Source organism: Bradyrhizobium sp. CCBAU 51753 (genome assembly GCF_015291565.1).
Lineage (GTDB): Bacteria > Pseudomonadota > Alphaproteobacteria > Rhizobiales > Xanthobacteraceae > Bradyrhizobium > Bradyrhizobium ivorense.
Genome location: NZ_CP030037.1, coordinates 7,795,548 through 7,815,995, shown reverse-complemented (window position 1 = coordinate 7,815,995; position 20,448 = coordinate 7,795,548). Strand labels below are relative to the sequence as shown.

Here is a 20,448-nt window from a genome sequence, read left to right as displayed (position 1 = left end):
GCTAACCGCAATTTGGAGGGCTGACCGCATGACCGCGCCTGTCTGTCTGATCACCGGCGTTGGCCCCGGCACGGGTTCGGCGCTCGCCAGAAGGTTCGCCGAGGGCGGCTACCGCGTCGCCATGCTTGCCAGGAACGAGGAACGGCTGGCCGCGCTCGAGACGCAGTTGCCGGGCGCGAAAGCCTATCGCTGCGACGTGTCCGATCTGGCGCAGATCGAGGCGGCGGCATCAGCAGTGGAGCGCGATCTCGGCAGTCCCGCGGTCGTGATCCACAACGCGGTCGGCGGCGCGTTCGGCACCTTCCGGGAGATCGATCCCGCCATTCTCGATCGCAATTTCCAGGTCAATACGATGGGGCTGCTGCATCTCGCCCGACGATTTGCCCCGGCGATGATCAGCGCCGGCAAGGGCGCCATCGTTGCGACCGGCAACACCTCGGCGCTGCGCGGCAAGGCCGGCTTCGCGGGCTTTGCGCCGACCAAGGCGGCGCAGCGCATTCTCGCCGAGGCGATGGCGCGCGATCTCGGGCCGCAGGGCGTTCATGTCGCCTATATCGTGATCGACGCCGTGATCGATCTGGAATGGACGCGGAAGCGCTGGCCGGACCGGCCGGACGACTTCTTCATCAAGCCGGCCGCGATCGCCAGCGAGATTTGGCACGTCGTGCACCAGGAGCGCAGCGCGTGGTCGTTCAATGTCGAGATCCGGCCGTTCGGAGAGGCCTGGTAGCCGCGGCCGAGGACGCGAGAACCGATCAAATCATAACACGGGAGGAAAATTTCATGTTGAAGCAGTTTGCAGTATCGGTTGCATTGCTTGCGTCGCTTCTCGCGGCTCCGGCGCGTGCCGAAACGCCCGGTGTCACGGAATCGGAGATCAAGATCGGGGCGGTCTTCCCATTCAGCGGCCCGGCGTCGCCGCTCAGCAACACCGGCCGCGGCCTCATCGCCTATGTCAATTCGATCAATGACCGCGGCGGCATCAACGGCCGCAAGATCAATCTCATCACCTATGACGACGCCTACACGCCGCCGAAAGCGGTCGAGCAGGTCAGGAAGCTGATCGAGAGCGACGAGGTGGCGTTCATGTTCAGCCAGCTCGGCACGCCCGGCATCGGCGCCACCATTAAATACATCACCGCCAAAAAGGTGCCGGATCTCTTCGTGGTCAGCGGCGCGACCAAGTTCACGAATTTCGCCGAGTTCCCGACGACCACCACCGGGCTGCCGAGCTACAACACCGAAGGCAAGATCTACGCAAAATACATCGCGCAGACCGCGCCCGACGCCAAGATTGCGATCCTCTACCAGAACGACGATCTCGGCCGCGATTTCGTCACCGCGTTCAAGGAAACGCTGAAGGCCGACTTCGACAAGAAGGTGGTGACGTCGCCCTACGAGGTCACCGAGCCGACCATCGATTCCCGCGTGGTGCAGCTGAAGGCCTCGGGCGCCCAGGCGTTCCTGATCGCGGGCACGCCGAAATTCGCCGCGCAGGCGATCAAGAAGGCGAGCGAGATCGGCTGGACGCCGCTCACCGTCCTCAACTACGTGTCGAGCTCGGTCTCTTCGACCATCGTGCCGGCCGGCGCCGACAAGGCGGTGGGCGTCGTGGTGGCGACCATTGCCAAGGATCCCAACGACAAGAAATGGGCCGACGATCCCGGCGTCAAATGGTATCGCGCGCATTTCGAGAAGTATCTTCCCGGGGCCGACATCGGCGACAGCAACTATCTGTTCGGCACGCACCAGGGCCAGATCCTCGAACAGGTGCTGAAGCAATGCGGCAACGATTTGTCGCGCGAGAACATCGTGAAGCAGGCGCGCAACGTCAAGGGGCTCACGCTGCCGACGCTGATGCCGGGCATCACCATCAATACCGGCCCCGACAACAGCATGGCCTACACCCAGCTGCAGCTGCAGCGCTGGACCGGAAGCTCCTGGGAGCAGTTCGGCGGCGTGCAGAGCGCCGACGCAAAGTGAGGCGGTCATGAGCGCGCTGCTTGGCGAAGTTCTCGAGGCGCATGGCGGGCTGGAACGCTGGCGGCGCTATGCGAAGGTGGAGGCGACCATCGTCACCGGCGGCGGCTTCTTCTCCCTGAAGGGCCTGCTGCAGGACCGCTCGCCGCGGCGCATGACGGTGTGGCTGCACGAGGAGCGGGCGTCGATCACGCCGTTCGGCGCGGCCGACCAGCGCACGATGTTCACCCAGGACCGGGTGGCGATCGAGAAGCTCGACGGCACGCTGGTGGCGGAGCGCCGCGCGCCGCGCGACTCGTTTGCCGGTCATCAGATGCATACGCCCTGGGATCCGTTGCACCGCGCCTATTTCAACGGCGAGGCGGTGTGGACCTATCTGACCACGCCGTTCGTGCTGGCGATGGACGGCGTCCGGGTCGAGGAGCTAGAGGCCTGGCGCGAGGGCGAGGAGACGTGGCGCGTGCTACGCGCCTATTTCCCGGGCTGGATCGAAACGCATTGCATGACGCAGGACTTCTTCTTTGGCCCGGACATGTTGCTGCGCCGTCACGATTACAGCGTCAGCATCGCAGGAGGCTTTCCGGCGGCGCAGCTGACGTCAGGCTACATCGAGGCCGGCGGCATTCGGCTGCCGAGCGTGCGGCGTGCATATACGCGCGGCCCGGATCGCAGGCCGATCACCGACATGCTGATGGTCGCGATCGATTTCAGCGAGGTCGCGTTTTCGCAGGCGTGACCGTGGATGTGCTAGTGCTGGCGCTCGGCGACGGGTTTCGCGATCGCGCCGCGCCATTCCGGCTGCGACGACTTGCCGGACGAGCGAAACCTGTTCAGCAAGGCCGTGGTCTTCGGCTGGACCCGCGAGCCGTCGATCACCTCGAGCGTGCCGCAGCGGTTCAGCGTGTGCAGCTTCCGTCCGGTCCATAGCGGTCCGGGCTTGAGCAGATGGCGTACGGCCTGGCGGTATGTCGTCGGCGACAGTTCGAGGATCTCGGCGAGGCCGAGCGCGGCGCCGTAGCCGTTGGTGCAGTCCTGCACCGGCCGCCACAGCCGGCCATCGATGGTGACGAAATTTCCGGCCGGCCGCGTCGTCGCGCGATCCATCAGGATCGGATTGCTCGCATGCGGCTGCCAAGGGCCGAACAGCTGCTCGGCGTAGTAGATCGCCAGCGTATCGGAGTAGCCGCCGGTGCCGTCGCGCCAGGCGCCGAACATGTAATAGAGGCCGTTGTGTTGCGTGATCGTGACGTCGGCGAGCTCGAGCCCGGACAGCAGTGTCGCATGCCGCTCCCACTTGTCCGGAAAGCGGACGCATTTGTAAACCGGGACGTCGCGATGCCCGGTGCTCTCCGGGATCATCCACAATTCGCCGTTCTGCTCGATCAAGAACGGGTAGGACAGGTGCCAGGGCTCTTCCAGCACGGGAAACACGTCACCGATCGGGCCTTTGCCGTCGAACTCGATCGCGGAGATGGTGCCCTTGCCGACGCGGTGGTCAAGGTCTTCGAAGAACACGACAGTTCTGCCCTGCCATGTCACCGGGACGGGATCGGCATAGAAGTGGTTTCCGGGATCGGCGAGCACGTTCCAGGCCGGTCCGCTGAGATCGCGCGTCTGCCAGATGTCGGAGTTGTCGTTGTAGCGCCAGCCGACGTGCCAATGCGGGGCATAGCAGCACAGGCGATAGATTTCTTTCGCGATCGACGTCGCCACGCCGCGCAGCACATAGGGCGCGGGCTGGCGCGGAGCGCCGGTCGAATAGGCCAGCTGCGGCACCAGTCTCGGCGCGCCCGACAGCGCCGCCGCCAGCATACTCAGGGTTCGCGCCATCACGGTGTCGAGCCCACCGCTCAGGCCGGCGGCAACCTCCGCGGACGGATGACCGCGGTCGATCACCGTGCCGTCGCGCTCGTTGACGATTTCGATCACCGGCAGGTCGCCGGCGAGGATCGCCGCGAGTGCCGCGTTTTCGCCCGCGGCGCCATTGAACTTCGGGCGGAGATAGAGCTTTGCGGAGCCGTGCGGGTCCCGCGGGGCGGTGGTGAAATCGATCACCACGTCAGCCTTGTCGAGCCGGGCCTGGGATTGTTCCTGAGTGACCTTGAGCTTGTCGGCGCCGCCGGCCTTGCCCTTGCGCAACACCACGCGCTCGAGCGCGAACAGCGCCTCCAGGCCGGCAGGCCGCGGCTCCGTGGTTGCGGTCCAGGCGATCTGAACTGGAATGTCCTCGCCGTTGATGTGCATGCTCTCGCGGCACATCCAGCGCCGCGCGTGGTCGCGTTCGCAACGAAATTGAATGATCATGTCCGGCCCACCCGTCTAATGCGCGCCCCTTGTCACGGCGGCGTCGAGAATCTGGACGTATTCCTCAATCATGCTGTCGAGCGAATAGCGCGATCGCAGCCCCTTGGCGCTTTGGCGCAACGCGTCGCGCAGCGTTTGGTCGGTCAGGACTTTGGCAACAGCCGCCGAGAACGCGGCCTGGTCGGATGCATCGACAAAGATCGCGGTCGGCTCGCCGTCGAACGACAGCACCTCGCGCAGGACGGGGAGGTCGTTGACGACGCAGGGAATGCCGGCGCTGGCGGCCTCGACGGCGGCGAGGCCGAAGGTCTCGGCCTGGGTCGGAAACACAAACACGTCGAGGCAGGCGAGAAAGTCCGCCATCTGCCGCGGCGGAATCTCGCCGATGAAATGCAGCCGGTCGGAAACCTTCAGCTGATCTGCCAGCGCCCGCAGCCGCGGCTCGTCCGCGCCCTGGCCCGCGAGCGCAAGCTGCCACGACGGCTCGTTGGCAAGCAGGCGGATCGCCGCATCGAGCTGCTTGTGCGGGTGCAGACGCGCGGCGCAGCCGAGCAGGACATGATCCGGCGGCAGCTTGAACTGCCGGCGCGCTTCCTCTTTCGACAGGCCGTGCGACTTGTCGTCAAAGCCGTGCGGCACGTGCTTCATGCGCGCGCGATAGGGCGCCGGATATCGGGCATATTCGCGCTCCATGGCCTGCGAGTTCAGCGTGATGCATTGGAAGAAGCCGACGCTGCCCATCACGATATCCGCGACGCGGACCGGCCAGCTCATCGACATCGCCGAGGAGACCTGGTTGGCGATGACGGGGGCGCGGCTGACGAGGCGCGACACGGCGCCGCCGATCACGTTGCCGAAATGCTGGAAGGTCAGCACGACGTCCGGCCTGATGGTCCTGATGTGACCGGCGAGCGTCCACAGCATCCGCAGCAGCGCCAGCGGGTTGCCCGGACGGCTGTCCGCGCAATAGAACGTATTGGGCGGCTCGTCGAAGGAAGCCGATCTTCGGAAGAAGAACAGGTTGGCGACCTCGTAGCCGCGCGCGGCGAGGCCGGCCCCGACCAGCCGCGAAATCTCCTGGGCGCCGGCGTTCTCCGCCTGGGTCTGCACCAGCATCACGCGCAGCTTCGGCTTGCTCGCCTTCGGCCCGATGCCGGAGGCGGTGAGGGCCTCGCGCAGGTCTGTGCTGGGCTTGTAGTGGAGCACGGATTCCTCACCCGATGAAGGAGTCGACTGGCCTCCCATAATTATGAGCCCGTATCTATCACGCGAGGATCGCTCGTACATCGAGGAGCGCGTGTTGAGGTTACTGCTGATTTAGTCCAATGCGCTGGTCAAAGAATCGGGAAGCGGTCTGACAGCCATGATACAACGGCTCGTTAACTAATTGGTTACGGCGGCGCAAAGCGCGGGTAACTGCCGATTAACCATAGATATTTAGGCTGGAGCAGGTATTGCACCGTGCCAGTTGAATTCGAGTCAAAGCCCATGATGTTCCGTGGCCGCCCAGGCCCGACAAGGTCCGGTCCGACCGAGCCCGCGGCGTCGTGGGAGGCTGCCGGTGCGCCGGCCGACGGATCTGAAGCCCAAACTATCAAGGGCGCGCTGACCCTTTCCGGTATCGTGTCGTTCCTGCGCGAAAACGGCCAGCGCATCCTGATGCTCGCCGCGGTCATCTTCGCGCTCGGCGTCATTGTTCTCATGCTGGTGCCGGTTCGCTATGCGGCGACCGCGCTGGTCGTCGTCGATCCGCGCGAGCAGCGCGTGACCACCGAGCAGGACGTGCTGCCGGGGATCGGCCAGGATGCCGCTGCGCTGCAGAGCCTGGTCGAAATCGCCAAGTCCGACGACTTTCTCCGGCCCCTGATCGAGCAGCTCAAGATCGCGGAGGATGACGATATCGCCGGCGGCAAGATCGACATCACGCGCCTGGTCGATCGGTTCCGCAATCGGCTGGATATTTCCCGCCGTGGATTAACCTATGTTATCGCCATCAAGTTCACCTCGAACAATGCGCAGCGCGCGGCGCATTACGCCAATGCCGTGGCCGAGGCCTTCGTCGCCAGCCAGCGCGGAACCCGCACCGTTGCGACCGACGAGGCGGCCGACTGGCTGAAGAGCCGGCTCAAGACCCTGAACGATCGCTTGCGGGCGTCGGAAGATGCCGTGGCGAAATTCAAGCTCGAGCATCGCATCGTCAATGCCGGCAAGGAATCCACCACGCAGCAGCTGCGGGTCACCGACCTGACCCAGCAGGTGGCCGCTGCGCGGGCCCGCACCGAAGAGGCCAAGTCCCGCCTCGATCAGGCGCAGCGCGACCTCAAGGCCAATGTCGACGGCCCGATCAAGCAGGACCTGCTCAGCACGCTGCGCGCCCAGCGCTCCGCGCTGAACGATCAGATCGCGCAGAAGCGGGCGGTGTTCGGTGACCGCCACCCCGACCTCGTGATGTCGCTGAGCCAGTTGAACGATCTCAACCGGCAGATCGAGATCGAGCGCAAGAAGAATATCGATACCGCCAGGTCGGAATACGAGGCCCAGCGCGATCAGCAGAAGGCGCTGGAGGATCAGCAGAAGGCGGTCGAATCGCAGATTCTGGTCGACGGTCAGGCGCTGGTGAAGCTGCAGGACCTGCAGCGCGACGCCGATGCCAACAAGAGCATCTACGAGCAATTCCTATCGCGGTACAAAACCACCGACGAGCAGCGCTCGCTGCAGAACTCGCAGACCAAGGTCGCCTCGTTCGCGACGCCGCCGATCCGTTCGACGCTTCCGCCGCTGCCCTTGCTGCTGGCCGCGCTCGCCATCGCATCGCTGCTGATGTCGACCGCCATCGTCGCCGTCCCCGCCTATAAATGGATTCCGGCGCGGCCGGTTCTGAAAACTCCGCGCGAGGAGGCGCCGGCCCTGCAGCCGGCATTGCCGCCGGGTCTGCCGGTGCTGGCCCGCATTCCGAACCTGGCGTCGCCGGCATCCGTCAGAAGCGTTTGGCAGAATCCGGCCTCCGCAACCGCCGAGCCCGACCTCAGTGCGCATCTGCATCTGTTGATCGAGAACATCCAGCAGCTTGCCGGATCGCACGGCAAGGTCGCGCTGCTGATGTCGGTCGAGCCAGGCGCGGGCGGCAGCACGGTGGCGCGATCGCTCAACCGGTCGGCCGTGAAGAACGGGATGCTCAGCGTCCTGATCGAGATGACGCCGGATGGCGCCGATGCCGCCCCGGCGCAGGGCGCGGGTATCATCAAGGCCGATCTGCGTGCCGTCGTTGAGCTGCTGAGCGCCAGCAAGAAGACACAGCCGTTGCCATCAGACGACATTCGATCCGAGTTCGACCTGATCATCGTCGACGCATCGGCCCTGGCCGCGCAGTTCGACTCGGCGGCACTCGCCGACCATGCCGACCTGATCATCCTGGTGGCGCGCGACGGCGCGGCCAATTCGGCTGCCGTGCGCAAGGCGCGAGCCGGCCTGTCGAAGTTCGCCGCGGTGCCGACCGCGCTGGTGGTCAATTGCGTGCCGGTCGGCAGCCCCATCCGTCCGGTCCAGGGCGATGCCCTGGGCATGGCGAGCTGACATCCATCGACCGAACGAGATCTAGAGCATGATCCGGAAAAGTGTGAAGCGGTTTTCCGAAAAGATCATGTTCAAACAAGAAGCTAAAGCGCGATGACGATTCAACCTAATCTCATCGCGCTTTAGTCGTTGGTGTCGGCTACGCGGACCGTGTAGGTGCCGGTCTTCGTCGACGACAGATGCGACAGCACCAGCACGGACGGGTCGACGCCGGTCCGCCGCCGGCACAGCACGTTGAGCGCGATGGTGGCGAGCACCAGCGAGACGGTGGCCGAGATCGCGGCGCCGAGCACGCCGAGCCAGGGGATCAGGATCAGGAAGCCGGCGAGCCGCAGCACCACATTCGCGGTGAGCACGGGAACGTATTCGCGCTCATGGCCGGTCAGCTGCAGGATGGCCGCCGACGGGCCGCCCGCCGCTTGAAACGCGGTCCCGAGCGCGAGCACGATCAGTACCCACTGCTGCGCGGCGAAATGCGGGCCGAACAGGCCGAGCAGCCAGGAAGCGCCGCCGCACACAATGACGAGGCCGACGAAGACGCAAATCGCGGTCACCTCGGCCATCAGCTTCAAGGTGTGCTCGAGCTCGTCATGGTTCCTGCTGAAATACAGCGACGGCAGCCGCCGCGCGCCGAACGTGTACAGCGCGGCCGAGAGCATGGCGAAGAGGTTGGCGAGGCGCGACGCCGCGAAATAGACACCGGCCGTTGCCGGATCCAGCATCCAGTAGACCAGGATGACGTCAAAGTACTGGTTGGCGGCCTCGAGGATCGAAGCCAGCCAGTAGCGGAACGCGCTCGCCCGCCAGCGCGGCCGCTCGAAGCGGGCGTCGACGCTGCGCAGGTTCGGCAACACGCGCACGATCGAGGCGATCTGCACGATCAGGCCGGCGGACATCGCGATTGCCATCGCGGCGAACAATTCGGCGGGCGTGAGCTGCCGGTGACCGAACAGCACCGCGATCAGCAACAGCACGACAGCGACCCGCCAGAAGAATTCGCGATTGCCTTCGCCCATCAGGATGCTGACCAGGGATCGCGCGATCTGGCTGCCGAGCATCAGTCCGGAATTGACGGCGGCAAAGGCCGAGACCGACAGGATGAGCAGCCACCACTCGCCGCGAAGCCAGGCGACCGCGGCGATGGCGGCGATCGAGATCAGCATGCCGAGCGCGGAGTTCTTCAGGCTGGACAGCAGGACGCCCTTGGTGAGGTCGGTTTCGCCGCGCACCTGGTACTCGTTGAGGAAGCGAACCAGCAGCAGCTCCTGGCCGACCAGACCGACGACCGAGGCGATCTGGGCGACCGACAGCCAGGTCGCGAAATCTCCAAACTCGTCCGCCGACATCGCCCGCGCGGCCAGCGAGAACATCGCGAACGCGAGTCCGCCGCTGCCGACCTTGAGCAAAATGGTCCCGGCAACGCCGCGCGTCACATCACGACGCATCAGTTGGAGGAGGGAGTCAAACATGGAGACCGGGTATTCTCAGGATCCTGTCACGCCGTTGAACCTAGCACTGGGCGGCTAACACTTGGCAACGATGCGCTTGGCACGCAGCACCTGCCAACGTAGCACTTGGCGAATGCTGGAGTGTTAATGTTCTGTTGCTAAGATTCCGTTCGTTTTTCAGCGGCCGCGCGTCGCGCGGATCTGGTCCCCGGCGACCTTCCCGTCTTGCACCATTCTGGAACGCCTGTCTCCAAAAGGCGCAGAGGTCTCATGCAGGGCCGACCCGGCGGCGTAACGAACCGGCGGAACAGCCTCCACACATCACGAACGCGGCAGTGCGGCTCCCGGGCCCCTCGGCGCCGTTGACGATGCAGTAACCATCGATCCTGAGGCTGGACCTCCGGAAAATACCGCTGCACGCCGCCTATGACAGTGCAAGGCGTGTGCCGAGCTCCCGCCCACGCGCCTCCCGGCGCTGCCGTTAACCTCGATCGCGGAACTCGCCGTGCCCGCTCCCGTCCGCGGCACAGCAGGCAAGGAAATTGCAATTCGGCGGGCAGTTAAGCCGTTCGGAGCGGACAGATGATCGTTGACGAAAGCATTGCAAGGCCGATCGCAACCAGCGAGGCGCACACAATCGAAGCGGACGTCGCCATCGTCGGCGCCGGACTCGCGGGCTCGCTGGCGCGTGCCGTGCTGGTGCGGGCCGGATACCGGGTCGTCCTGATCGACAAGCGCACCGTCCCGCCGGACGAATTTCGTGTCGAAAAGATCGGCGGCCGGCAGCTCGATCTCATTCGCCAGCTTGGCTTCATCAACGACCTCGAGGCTGTCGGCGCGCCGTATGATCGGGTGCTCAACATCCGGGACGGCAAGGTGGTCGATATCAGCGTCGGCCAGGCGTTCGGGTTGTCCTATGCCAGCCTCGTCGGCATGGCCCGCGGGCTGTTGTCCGATCCGACCAGCTTCCTGATCGATCAGGTGACCGGCATCAGCTGCAGCGACGATCGTCAGCAGCTGGAGCTCGCCTCCGGCAAGCGCGTCACTTCGCGGCTCGTCATCCTGGCGACCGGCATGGCGAGCCCGCTGGCGTACAGTCTTGGAATCAAGCGGCGGATGCTGGCCGAACACCATTCGGTGTCATTCGGATTTACCATCGCGCGTCCGGACAACGCGCCGTTCGATTTCGACGCGCTGACTGCCTATGGCGAACGCACGGCCGACGGCGTCGATTATCTCAGCCTGTTTCCGATCGCGGACGGCATGCGGGCCAACCTGTTCATGTTCCGCGATCCGACCGATCCGATCATGCGCGAGCTGCGCCGCGACACCAGGCGGACGCTGCTTCGCCTGATGCCGGGATTGCAGCGCTATCTCGGCGATTTCGATGTCGTCGGCCAGGTGCAGAGCTGGGTCATGGGCCTGTCCGTGGTCGAGGGTCATCTGCAGCCGGGCGTCGTGCTGATCGGCGACGCGTTTCAAACCAACTGTCCGGCCGCCGGGACCGGCGTCAGCCGTCTGCTGGTCGATGTCGAGCGTCTGTGCACCGACCATGTGCCGCGCTGGCTCGAGACCGAGGGCATGGGCGCAGACAAGATCGCGCAGTTTTATTCCGATCAGGGCAAGCTCGCTGCCGACCGCCATTCGCTGGACATGGCGCGTTTCCGCCAGGCCCTGACGTTGAACAACGACGCGAGGTGGAGCGCGCGGCGCAAGCTGCACTTCCTGCGGCGCATGATCACGCATCGGGTGGACCGGATTCACCCGGGATGGGTCATGCGCGTCCGCGGCGCGCTGCGATAATTTGACAAGCGCCACTCAGCGGCGTCGCTGGAGCGAGCGACGAGATTCAGTTGAGCTTGCGCAGCATCGGAAGTTGACCTCTCCCTTTGGGAGAGGTCGGCGCGTAGCGCGGGGTGAGGGGTTATGGTCCCTCATTATTGCCGCGGCCCCTCACCCGATTTGCTGCGCAAATCGACCTCTCCCCGTCGGGGAGAGGTGGACCGAACGGTCAGACCCGATACTGCCTTAGCGTGTGCCGGTCGAGGTCCGGGCGGGCGGCAGCCTGAACTCGGTCATTCGCTTGGCGGCCTGCTTGATCCAGGGCGCCTGCCTCAGCGCAAACAACGCGACCGCGCCGGCCGCACTGCCGGCTTGCGTCACGCTCGACATCGGCGTGGGTTGTCCGCCGAACTGCATCTTGTAGGGCTCGTCACCGATGGTGAAGTCGAGCACCTGATAGCCGCGCTCGATGCAATCCCTGGCGACACTTTCGAAGGTCAGCGCGCCGATCGACTGGCTCTTGTATCCCTCGATGTCGAACGCGGTCATGACGATCAGCAGGCGGTCACGGTGCGTCAGCCCAAGCGCCGTCGCGATCACATTGCCGTCCATCTTCATGGTGTAGATCCGCGCAAACGAATCGAGGCGCAGCGCCACATCGGAGTAGAAGTCGAAATATTCCGGACGCTGCAGCAGATCGCCATCGCCGTGGGCCTGAAACCGCGGGCCACGAAACTTCCTCATGACGTCCATGGCCTCGAGGATGGAGGCGCGATCCTCGCACCAGGAGAAGGTCAGCGTGCCCTTCTTGTGGATCTGGCGCCATTTCTTTGCGAGCTCCTTCATATAGGAGCGTCCCAGCGCATTGATTTGCCATTGCTCGAACGGCGCCGACAGCACCGTTGCATAGGCGTTGGTGTCCATCGAAGCCCGGTGCGGCGCACCGAGCAGATTCTCGATCGGCATCCTCGCGTCGAGCAGTTTCGGGATGCGCAGCAGGTCGAACGGCCTGACAAGCTGTCGAAGCCTCTCGCAGGCACCCTTGTCCTGCAGCAGCTCGGCGAAGGTCTGCTCCGAGCAGACCGGCGCCAGATAGTCGGAGACACGCAGATCGGCGAATTCAATGGTGCGCATCGGCCCGCGCCGCACCCGCAGCAGCGGCAGCACGGCTGCCATCGCGCCGGTTGAGCGGCGGCGAACGACGATGACCAGCGGCTTCGCCGCCATCGCGGGAACGAGTCGGCGGTAAATGCTGTTCAGCCACAGCGGATGCTGAAAAGCGGTCGCGTCCGAGCCGTTGAACAGCTCCGCGTATTCCTCGGACAGGAAGTCGAATGCGTCGTCGATGCAGACATCGAACGCGTCATCATTCTTGTTCATGCGTGACCAAGCTACCGGGCGTTTTCAACGCGTCGGGACAATCCGACGCTGCGACCTTATAGCACAAGGCCCACGGGGCCATGCACCGATGGAATGCGATTTGTATTAATATAGTGCCTTCATCTTTGCACAGTGTTGCTGATGGCGCGCGTGCTTTCGTGCGCGATCGTGCGCGCCGGTTAACGTGCGCCGGACAGACCCACGATCGTTACCGTTAACGAACCTTTACGGTCCAGCCGGCCGGCTGAGACAAGAGACGCCCCAACGAGTCTGGACTCGATATTGCAGTTGGGAGCCCGTAAGCATTGGAGCTCCTGGTGAAATGTTGAGTCACAGCCAAAACGCCCGCGTTTCCTCCGCAACTTCGCCCTCGCGCGACGGTCGCGAAGTGTCCCGGCGTACCAATTCCGACACGGCTGCTCCGCCTGTCCAGATTTGCAACACCTCGCGCGGCACGCTGGCAAAATCCGCCGGTATGCCGTCAACCGGCATGCGCGAACGTCGCGTCAATCCGGTGGGCCGGGCCGCGACCGACAGCGTCGACCGCGCGACCGTCGGCGGGTTGCGGCTCGCCGTGCTCGATCTTGAGCAGACTGCGAACTTCATGGTCGACCTGGTGCATCCGCAGCGGCGCGTGCGCCGGCCGCTGTACCTGACCTCGGCCAATGGCGAGGTGCTGTCGCGCTGCGCGACCGAGCCGATGACCGACCGGCTGTTCAGAGCCGCCGACCTGATCAATGCCGACGGCCAGCCGCTGGTCATGGTGTCGAAGCTGCGGTCGTCGAAGCCGCTTCCCGAACGCGTCGCGACCACCGACCTGTTCGGCGTGGTCGCACGCAAGGCCGAAGAGCTCGGCCTGACATTCTATATGTTCGGTGCCAACGAGGCCGAGAACAAGGCGGCGGTCGCCAATGTCCGCAGGGCGTTTCCGGCCCTGAAGATCGTCGGCCATTGCCACGGTTACTTGCGCGGCGAAGCGCTGCGGGCCAAGGTCGACGAGATCAACGCGCTGGCGCCCGACTTTCTCTGGGTCGCGCTCGGCGTGCCCTATGAGCAGGCGTTCGTCGACGAGTACTTGCCGCGGCTCGGCAATGTCGGCGCCATCAAGACCTCGGGCGGACTGTTCAATTTCCTCTCGGGCACTCTGCCGCGCGCGCCGCGCTGGATGCAGATCGTCGGGCTGGAATGGGCCTGGCGGCTCTGGCTCGAGCCGCGCCGGCTGTTCTGGCGCTATCTGACCACCAATCCGCGCGCGCTCTATCTGCTGTTCCAGCAGACCCGGCCTTCGCTCACCAAGCGCGACTGAGCGACCCCCGATCCGTTGCTCGCTCCGGTCCCAGCGACCGGAGCCGCCGTGCCGTTCACGTCACGTACGGCCTGTGTCCTTGACGATCCGATTGTCGCGCGCCGTGAGCACTGCCGGCTGGCATCACATCTGTCCTCCCAGTCGATTGCGAACGGCATGCGATCGCGCGGAGTTGCCACGCCTTGCCTCGCATGGCCTGAGGAATGATACTCGCCCCGAACGAGCGAAGGAACCGAGATTGTTGCCGGATAGCGAGGCGAAACAGGCATTCGACGTCAAGCGCGCAGCCTTTGCCGCGACCATCGGCAACATGCTGGAGTTCTACGACTTCATCACCTACAGCTTCTTCGCGACCGAGATCGGGCGCACCTTCTTCCCCGCGCACAGCGAATACGGCAGCCTCATGCTGTCGCTGGCGACCTTCGGCGCCGGGTTCCTGACGCGGCCGATCGGCGGCATCGTGCTCGGCATCTTCTCCGATCGGGTCGGCCGGCGGCCGGCCATGCTGCTGAGCTTTGCGCTGATGGGCGGCGCGATCCTGACCATCGCGCTGACGCCGGCTTATGAGACGATCGGCGTCGTCGCGCCGATCATCGTGATCGTGGCGCGGATGGTGCAGGGGTTCGCGCTCGGCGGCGAGGTCGGGCCGACCACGGCCTATCTGATCGAGATCGCGGCGCCGCGGGATCGCGGCCTCGTGGTGGCGTGGCAGCCCGCCAGCCAGGAGATCGCGGCCACCGCCGGCGCGCTGGTCGGCGTCGTCCTGAGCAGCACGATGGCGCCCGAGATGCTGCAGGCCTATGGCTGGCGCGTCGCGTTCCTGATCGGGGCGGTCTGCCTGCCGTTCGGCATCTGGATGCGCCGGACGCTGCCGGAGACGATCTCGCACGAGGCGCGTCCTGCCGTCAGCGTCGAAAGCTCGGGTCATGTCGCACAGGCGCGCCGCCATCTTCGCGTCATCGTGCTGGCCGTGATGATTCTCGCCAGCGGCACGATCTCGACCTACGTCACGCAGTATATGACGACCTACGCCAAGACCACGCTGCATGTGTCGCCGTCGCTGGCGTTCACGGTGTCGCTGGTCAGCAACGGGCTGCAGATCATCGGCGCGCTGCTCGGCGGCTGGCTCGCCGATCGGCTCGGCCGCAAGCCGATCATGGTCTGGCCGCAACTGGTGGTGCTGGTGCTGACCTATCCGGCGTTCCTGTGGATCGTGCAGGCGCCGGGCGCGTGGTCGCTGCTGTTCGGCTTCGGCGTGCTGTCGTTCATCGGATCGTTGCCGTTCACCGCGTTCTATGCCGCGTTCACCGAAGCGCTGCCGCAGAACATCCGCGGCGGCGTGTTCGCCACCATCTATGCGGTCGCGATCGCGAGCTTTGGCGGCACCGCGCAGCTCGTCGTCACCTGGCTGCTGCACGTGACCGAAGATCCGCTGGCGCCGTCCTGGTACCTGCTGCTGGCGGCGATCGTCGGCCTTGTCGCGATGGGGCTGATGCCCGAGACCGCGCCGGTCAAGCTCGGTGACGATCGAGCGCGTTGAAAGAGCGCGCTCAATCCATGTCGCGGAAGGCGTGGCCGTTGGCCTCGATCTCCTTCACGAGCTGTGGCGGCAGATTGGCCTCTCCCGAAGTGCCGTCGAACACCCAGTCCTTGGCGTCGGCGAGGTCGGGCAGACCTGCGCCCTTGCGGACGTATAGACCGACCGATACCTTCTTGGCGTTGATGTAGAGATCGTAGTCCTGCATGGAGTTTCTCCACTACGGTTGACGACATCCCCCGCACAACAGCAGTTCGGATTGTTCGGTGCCGCCCGCGATCAGGCGGGCTTCTTCGCCTCCGGCGCGAGCACCACCGACGCTTCGCTGGTCAGCATCAGGAAGGTGATGGTTTCCTGGAAATACAGCTGCACCGCGCTCGCGGAATGGCTGAGGTAGCCGATCGAGAGGTCCTGGCCGATCGAGAGCTGGAAATCGCCGCCGCGGGTGGTGAGCACGACGCCGCCCTCGATCGCCGGCGCCCAGATGATCTTGCCGTCGACCAGGCGCTGGATGTGCTGCAGCACCGGATAGCCGTCATCGGTCGCGCCGCCGATCGCGGTAAACGGTTCGGTGCCGAGCAACAGCGTATAGGGGCCGTTGACACCGGCCAGCCGCAGCTGGCTCACGGCCTGCGCCACCACGCTCGGATAGTTCTTGACGCTCGACGGCAGCGTCAGCACCGGGTTGCTGGTGCCCTGGCGGATGCCCTGAATGCCGGCGGCGGCATAGCCGTCGAACACCGCGCGATCCTCGGCGAATGCGATCTTGCGCGCCGCCTGTTTCAGCGGCTCCCAGTCGGAATCGTTGGCGCCGCGCTCGACGTCGTCGATCGCCGCGCGCGTCAGCTCGAACGGCACGCGCAATTCGACCAGCGGCCGGACCTCGCGTTGGTTGGCCTCGACGCCGTCGCCCGGGGTCGCGATGCGCTTGAGATGGCCGGTGCCGACCGCGGAGTAGTCGATACCCTTCGGACCGTCGACGTCGACGACATGGCGCGCCGCCAGGTGCCGCTTCAGCGTGCGCGAGGCTTCCTCTTCGATCTGCGCCCATGCCGCGTCCGAGATGGGAGCAAGTCCCCGATGGAGGTTATTCATCTCAAGCCTCTCCTTTCAGTGAGCCGATCCCGAGCGAGCCATCGGTCGGCGGCAATCTTGGTACTTGTGTCTCGTCGGCCTGATCCAGCGCAGGCTGGGCGGGTGCGGGCACCACGTTCGCGGCATCCTCCAGAAAGGTCGCCGACGGGACGAAGAACAGCATGCCGGTGACGGCGCGGCTGAAGTCGAGCAGGCGGTCGTAATTGCCCGGCGGCTTGCCGACGAACATGTTTTGCAGCATCAGCTCGATGCGGTGCGGCGACTTGGCATAGCCGATGAAATAGGTACCGAACTCGCCCTTGCTGATATTGCCGAACGGCATGTTGTCGCGGACGATGTCGAGCTCCTCGCCGTTCTCCACGATGGTGGTCAGGGCATTGTGGGCGTAGCTCGGCTTTGCCGAATCATCGAGCTCGATGTCGGACAGTTTGGTGCGGCCGATGATCTTCTCCTGCATCTCGACCGGCAGCTCGTTCCACTTGCCGAGGTCGTGCAGATACTTCTGCACGATCACATAGCTGCCGCCGGCAAACGCCGCATCCTCCTCGCCGATGATGGTGGCGTCGGTCGCGGCCTGGTCCTCGGGATTCTCCGTGCCGTCGACGAAGCCGAGCAGGTCGCGCTCGTCGAAATATTTGAAGCCGTGCACTTCGTCCGCCGACGCGGCGGCGTCGCCGAGCCGCGTCATGATCTGGGTCGCAAGCTCGAAGCACAGATCCATCGGCACGGCGCGGATGTGAAACAGCAGGTCGCCCGGCGTCGCCACGGCATGGTGGACGCCATGGATTTCGCGGAAGGGATGCAGATCTTTCGGCCGCGGCGCGCCGAACAGGCGGTCCCATGCCTCGGAGCCGATCCCCATCACGCAGGACAGCCGGCCCTCGAGGTCGCGGAAGCCGACGGCGCGCACCAGCGCGGCGAGATCGCCGCACAGCGACCGCACCACCGCGTCATGATTCGGATCGGGCTTGATCGTGACCGCAAGAAAGATGGCCGCGCGCGTCAGCTTCGCAGCGACCGGTTGCGGAACGGCTGATGGCACGCATCTCTCCTTACTGAACGGCACTTACACGAAAACAAAGGGCAGGACGCCCGGCGGACCGCCAGGCACGGGGAGAGGAGCATGCCGATAGAACCTTTACAAGGCTCGAAATGGCCGGCTCCCGCAGGGGCATCTGCGTCGAGCGATGGGCTGCTTGCATATGATTCCGACAGACGACGCGGCGATGACATCGCGCGGCGCCGGCGCGGCATGCACCGCCTTCACACCGGTTCGAATTCGTCGGCTGATGCGGTCTCCGGCCGCTTGCCGTTGAAGGTGAGCCCGGCCTTGGTCGCCGAGATCTTCACCTGCGAGCCGTCGCGCACGTCGCCGGCGAGAATCATTTCGGCGAGCGGATCCTGCACGGCGCGCTGGATCACCCGCTTCAGCGGACGCGCGCCGTAGGCGGGGTCCCAGCCCTTTTCCGCGAGCCAGTCGCGCGCCTTCGGCTCGAGCTCCAGCTCGATCTTGCGATCGGCTAGCAGATTTTGCAGGCGGGTGAACTGGATCTCGACGATCCGGCCCATCTCGCTCTTCTGCAGCCGGTGGAACAGGATGATCTCGTCGACCCGGTTGAGGAATTCGGGCCGGAAATGCGCGCGCACCATGTTCATCACCTGCTCGCGCACCGCGCTGGTGTCCTGGCCCTCGGGCTGCGCGACCAGATACTCCGCGCCGATGTTCGAGGTCATGATGATCAGCGTGTTGCGGAAGTCGACGGTGCGGCCCTGGCCGTCGGTGAGGCGGCCGTCGTCCAGCACCTGCAGCAGCACGTTGAACACGTCCGGGTGCGCCTTCTCGATCTCGTCGAACAGGACCACCTGGTACGGCCGCCGCCGCACCGCCTCGGTGAGCGCGCCGCCTTCGTCATAGCCGACATAGCCGGGCGGGGCGCCGATCAGCCGCGCCACCGAGTGCTTCTCCATGTATTCGGACATGTCGAGGCGGATCATCGCGGTCTCGTCGTCGAATAGATATTCGGCGAGCGCCTTGGCGAGCTCGGTCTTGCCGACGCCGGTGGGACCCAAGAACATGAACGAGCCGATCGGCCGGTTCGGGTCCTGCAGCCCGGCGCGGGCACGGCGCACCGCGGTCGACACCGCGCGCACCGCCGGCGCCTGGCCGACCACGCGCTTGCCCAGCATCTCCTCCATGCGCAGCAGCTTGTCCTTTTCGCCCTCCAGCATCTTGTCGACCGGCACGCCGGTCCAGCGCGACACCACTTGCGCGATGTTGTCGGCGGTCACGGTCTCGCTGGCTGAGGAAGTCTCGCTGGCCTCGACCGCGGCCAGCCTCTTCTCGAGCTCGGGAATGCGGCCATAGGCGAGCTCGCCAGCCTTCTGGAATTCGCCCTTGCGCTGCGCGTTGGCGAGCTCGGTGCGCAGCTGCTCCAGCTCACCCTTGATCTTCTGCGCATCGGAGAGCTTGCTCTTCTCGGTACGCCATTTCGAGGTCATGTCGGCCGACTTCTTTTCGAGCTCGGCGAGATCGTGCTCCAGCGTCTGCAGGCGGCTCTTCGACCCGAGGTCGGTCTCCTTCTTCAGCGCCTCCTGCTCGATCTTCAAGCGGATGATCTCGCGGTCGAGCGTGTCGAGCTCCTCCGGCTTGGAATCGACCTGCATCTTCAGCCGCGCCGCCGCCTCGTCCATCAAATCGATCGCCTTGTCGGGCAGGAAGCGGTCGGTGATGTAGCGGTTCGACAGCGTGGCGGCCGCGACCAGCGCCGAGTCGGCGATGCGCACGCCGTGGTGCTGCTCGTATTTGTCCTTCAGCCCGCGCAGGATCGAGATGGTGTCCTCGACCGTCGGCTCGGAGACGAACACCGGCTGGAAGCGCCGTGCCAGCGCGGCGTCCTTCTCGACATGCTTGCGGTATTCGTCGAGCGTGGTGGCGCCGATGCAGTGCAACTCGCCGCGGGCAAGCGCGGGCTTCAGCAAGTTCGACGCATCCATCGCGCCGTCGGCCTTGCCGGCGCCGATCAGCGTATGCATCTCGTCGATGAACAGGATGATGCCGCCCTCGGCCGAGGTCACCTCCTGCAGCACCGCCTTCAGCCGTTCCTCGAACTCGCCGCGGTATTTGGCGCCCGCGATCAGCGCGCCGAGGTCGAGCGCCAGCAGCGCCTTGTCCTGCAGGCTCTCCGGCACGTCGCCATTGACGATGCGCAGCGCGAGGCCCTCGACGATCGCGGTCTTGCCGACGCCAGGTTCGCCGATCAGCACCGGGTTGTTCTTGGTCCGCCGCGACAGCACCTGGATGGTGCGGCGGATTTCCTCGTCGCGGCCGATCACCGGATCGAGCTTGCCGTCGCGCGCGGCCTGGGTGAGGTCGCGGGCATATTTCTTCAGTGCGTCATAGGCGTTCTCGGCCGAGGCGCTGTCGGCGGTGCGGCCCTTGCGCAGCGCGTTGATCGCCGCATTGAGGTTCTGCGGACTGACGCCGCCCTTGGCCAGCAGCTTGCCGGCATCGCTGTCCTTGTCGGCCGCTAGCCCCTGCAGCAGCCGCTCGACGCTGACAAAACTGTCGCCGGCCTTGTCGGCAGCCTGCTCCGCGGCGGTGAAGGCGCGCGCGGTCTCCGGCGCAAGGTAGATCTGTCCGGCGCCGCCGCCGCTCACCTTCGGCATTTTTGCCAGCGCATCCTCAGTCGCCTTCAGGATCGCGCGCGAATTGCCGCCGGATCGATCGATCAGGCCGGCCGCCAGCCCCTCGCTGTCGTCGAGCAGCACCTTCAAAATGTGCAGCGTCGTGAATTGCTGGTGCCCCTCGCGCATCGCGAGCGATTGCGCCGACTGGATGAAGCCGCGCACGCGGTCGGTGTACTTCTCTATGTTCATCGCGGCACCTCAAGGCCATATCAGTGAGCCGAAACCGTGCATGCCACGCAATCTGCGCCGGCGCCAGATGGTGGCACCCGTCATGCGATGGTGTGGTCGTTTCAAATGATAGTCAATTGCCGTTCGATCGCTGAAATACCGGCCACCGGAACCAAATGCCGTGTTCG

Annotated in this window: 15 protein-coding genes; 7 read left to right on the top strand and 8 right to left on the bottom strand. The window is 65.2% G+C overall.

From position 1 onward, the window contains the following. Nucleotides 1-28 precede the first annotated feature (28 nt). The 3 genes from XH93_RS35715 to XH93_RS35705 are packed head-to-tail and all read left to right on the top strand — an operon-like array spanning nt 29 to nt 2,716. Nucleotides 29-730, top strand: coding sequence for an SDR family NAD(P)-dependent oxidoreductase (locus XH93_RS35715; protein ID WP_194471070.1), 702 nt, complete (start codon nt 29-31; stop codon nt 728-730). 53 nt (nt 731-783) lie between these two features. Then, on the top strand, nt 784-1,983 hold the full coding sequence (locus XH93_RS35710) for an ABC transporter substrate-binding protein (RefSeq protein WP_194471069.1): 1,200 nt from the start codon (nt 784-786) through the stop codon (nt 1,981-1,983). Nucleotides 1,984-1,990: 7 nt separating this feature from the next. Further along, on the top strand, nt 1,991-2,716 hold the full coding sequence (locus XH93_RS35705) for a hypothetical protein (RefSeq protein ID WP_194471068.1): 726 nt from the start codon (nt 1,991-1,993) through the stop codon (nt 2,714-2,716). An 11-nt stretch (nt 2,717-2,727) separates the two neighbouring features. Here XH93_RS35705 and XH93_RS35700 read toward each other — a convergent pair whose 3' ends face one another. Together XH93_RS35700 and XH93_RS35695 are read right to left on the bottom strand one after the other, a co-directional pair. After that, the gene (locus tag XH93_RS35700) at nt 2,728-4,284 is read right to left on the bottom strand and encodes a hypothetical protein (protein WP_194471067.1); all 1,557 of its coding nucleotides are present in this window, start codon (nt 4,282-4,284) and stop codon (nt 2,728-2,730) included. Nucleotides 4,285-4,299: 15 nt separating this feature from the next. After that, the gene (locus XH93_RS35695; protein WP_371814847.1) at nt 4,300-5,490 is read right to left on the bottom strand and encodes a glycosyltransferase family 4 protein; all 1,191 of its coding nucleotides are present in this window, start codon (nt 5,488-5,490) and stop codon (nt 4,300-4,302) included. Between the two features lie 282 nt (nt 5,491-5,772). Between XH93_RS35695 and XH93_RS35690 the strand changes: the two genes are divergently transcribed. Then, complete coding sequence (locus XH93_RS35690; RefSeq protein ID WP_194471065.1) at nt 5,773-7,857, top strand: exopolysaccharide transport family protein; 2,085 nt, start codon at nt 5,773-5,775, stop codon at nt 7,855-7,857. 122 nt (nt 7,858-7,979) lie between these two features. On the opposite strand, the gene XH93_RS35685 is transcribed toward XH93_RS35690, so the two are convergent. Then, the gene (locus XH93_RS35685; protein ID WP_194471064.1) at nt 7,980-9,326 is read right to left on the bottom strand and encodes a lipopolysaccharide biosynthesis protein; all 1,347 of its coding nucleotides are present in this window, start codon (nt 9,324-9,326) and stop codon (nt 7,980-7,982) included. Nucleotides 9,327-9,887: 561 nt separating this feature from the next. On the opposite strand from XH93_RS35685, the gene XH93_RS35680 reads away from it, so the two are divergent. Next, nucleotides 9,888-11,108, top strand: coding sequence for an NAD(P)/FAD-dependent oxidoreductase (locus XH93_RS35680; RefSeq protein ID WP_194471063.1), 1,221 nt, complete (start codon nt 9,888-9,890; stop codon nt 11,106-11,108). Between the two features lie 225 nt (nt 11,109-11,333). Here XH93_RS35680 and XH93_RS35675 read toward each other — a convergent pair whose 3' ends face one another. After that, the gene (locus XH93_RS35675; protein ID WP_194471062.1) at nt 11,334-12,467 is read right to left on the bottom strand and encodes a GNAT family N-acetyltransferase; all 1,134 of its coding nucleotides are present in this window, start codon (nt 12,465-12,467) and stop codon (nt 11,334-11,336) included. Nucleotides 12,468-12,957: 490 nt separating this feature from the next. Here XH93_RS35675 and XH93_RS35670 point away from each other — a divergent pair, with 490 nt between their 5' ends. Both XH93_RS35670 and XH93_RS35665 read left to right on the top strand, forming a co-directional pair. Continuing rightward, nucleotides 12,958-13,773: a WecB/TagA/CpsF family glycosyltransferase gene (locus XH93_RS35670; RefSeq protein WP_139482288.1), complete on the top strand. Its 816-nt coding sequence runs from the start codon at nt 12,958-12,960 to the stop codon at nt 13,771-13,773. Between the two features lie 310 nt (nt 13,774-14,083). After that, nucleotides 14,084-15,313, top strand: coding sequence for an MFS transporter (locus tag XH93_RS35665; protein WP_246799758.1), 1,230 nt, complete (start codon nt 14,084-14,086; stop codon nt 15,311-15,313). Nucleotides 15,314-15,323: 10 nt separating this feature from the next. On the opposite strand, the gene XH93_RS35660 is transcribed toward XH93_RS35665, so the two are convergent. The 4 genes from XH93_RS35660 to clpB all read right to left on the bottom strand — a co-directional run bounded on the left by XH93_RS35660 (nt 15,324) and on the right by clpB (nt 20,281). Further along, complete coding sequence (locus XH93_RS35660) at nt 15,324-15,518, bottom strand: hypothetical protein (RefSeq protein ID WP_194471061.1); 195 nt, start codon at nt 15,516-15,518, stop codon at nt 15,324-15,326. A 71-nt stretch (nt 15,519-15,589) separates the two neighbouring features. Further along, nucleotides 15,590-16,405 (bottom strand): family 1 encapsulin nanocompartment shell protein, encoded by an 816-nt coding sequence (locus tag XH93_RS35655; protein ID WP_194471060.1) that lies wholly within the window; start codon nt 16,403-16,405, stop codon nt 15,590-15,592. Between the two features lies 1 nt (nt 16,406). Next, nucleotides 16,407-17,447, bottom strand: a complete 1,041-nt coding sequence (locus XH93_RS35650; protein ID WP_194471059.1) for a Dyp-type peroxidase — start codon at nt 17,445-17,447, stop codon at nt 16,407-16,409. 221 nt (nt 17,448-17,668) lie between these two features. Continuing rightward, complete coding sequence (gene clpB / locus XH93_RS35645; protein WP_194471058.1) at nt 17,669-20,281, bottom strand: ATP-dependent chaperone ClpB; 2,613 nt, start codon at nt 20,279-20,281, stop codon at nt 17,669-17,671. Between the last annotated feature and the right edge of the window lie 167 nt (nt 20,282-20,448).

Excerpts from the sequence above, each read along its gene's own strand:
- XH93_RS35705 (WP_194471068.1), top strand. The coding sequence starts at position 1,991 with ATGAGCGCGCTGCTTGGCGAAGTTCTCGAGGCGCATGGCGGGCTGGAA.
- XH93_RS35655 (WP_194471060.1), bottom strand. The coding sequence starts at position 16,405 with ATGAATAACCTCCATCGGGGACTTGCTCCCATCTCGGACGCGGCATGG.
- XH93_RS35675 (WP_194471062.1), bottom strand. The coding sequence starts at position 12,467 with ATGAACAAGAATGATGACGCGTTCGATGTCTGCATCGACGACGCATTC.
- XH93_RS35680 (WP_194471063.1), top strand. The coding sequence starts at position 9,888 with ATGATCGTTGACGAAAGCATTGCAAGGCCGATCGCAACCAGCGAGGCG.
- XH93_RS35685 (WP_194471064.1), bottom strand. The coding sequence starts at position 9,326 with ATGTTTGACTCCCTCCTCCAACTGATGCGTCGTGATGTGACGCGCGGC.
- XH93_RS35690 (WP_194471065.1), top strand. The coding sequence starts at position 5,773 with ATGATGTTCCGTGGCCGCCCAGGCCCGACAAGGTCCGGTCCGACCGAG.
- clpB (WP_194471058.1), bottom strand. The coding sequence starts at position 20,281 with ATGAACATAGAGAAGTACACCGACCGCGTGCGCGGCTTCATCCAGTCG.
- XH93_RS35715 (WP_194471070.1), top strand. The coding sequence starts at position 29 with ATGACCGCGCCTGTCTGTCTGATCACCGGCGTTGGCCCCGGCACGGGT.
- XH93_RS35665 (WP_246799758.1), top strand. The coding sequence starts at position 14,084 with ATGCTGGAGTTCTACGACTTCATCACCTACAGCTTCTTCGCGACCGAG.
- XH93_RS35700 (WP_194471067.1), bottom strand. The coding sequence starts at position 4,284 with ATGATCATTCAATTTCGTTGCGAACGCGACCACGCGCGGCGCTGGATG.
- XH93_RS35710 (WP_194471069.1), top strand. The coding sequence starts at position 784 with ATGTTGAAGCAGTTTGCAGTATCGGTTGCATTGCTTGCGTCGCTTCTC.
- XH93_RS35670 (WP_139482288.1), top strand. The coding sequence starts at position 12,958 with ATGCGCGAACGTCGCGTCAATCCGGTGGGCCGGGCCGCGACCGACAGC.
- XH93_RS35660 (WP_194471061.1), bottom strand. The coding sequence starts at position 15,518 with ATGCAGGACTACGATCTCTACATCAACGCCAAGAAGGTATCGGTCGGT.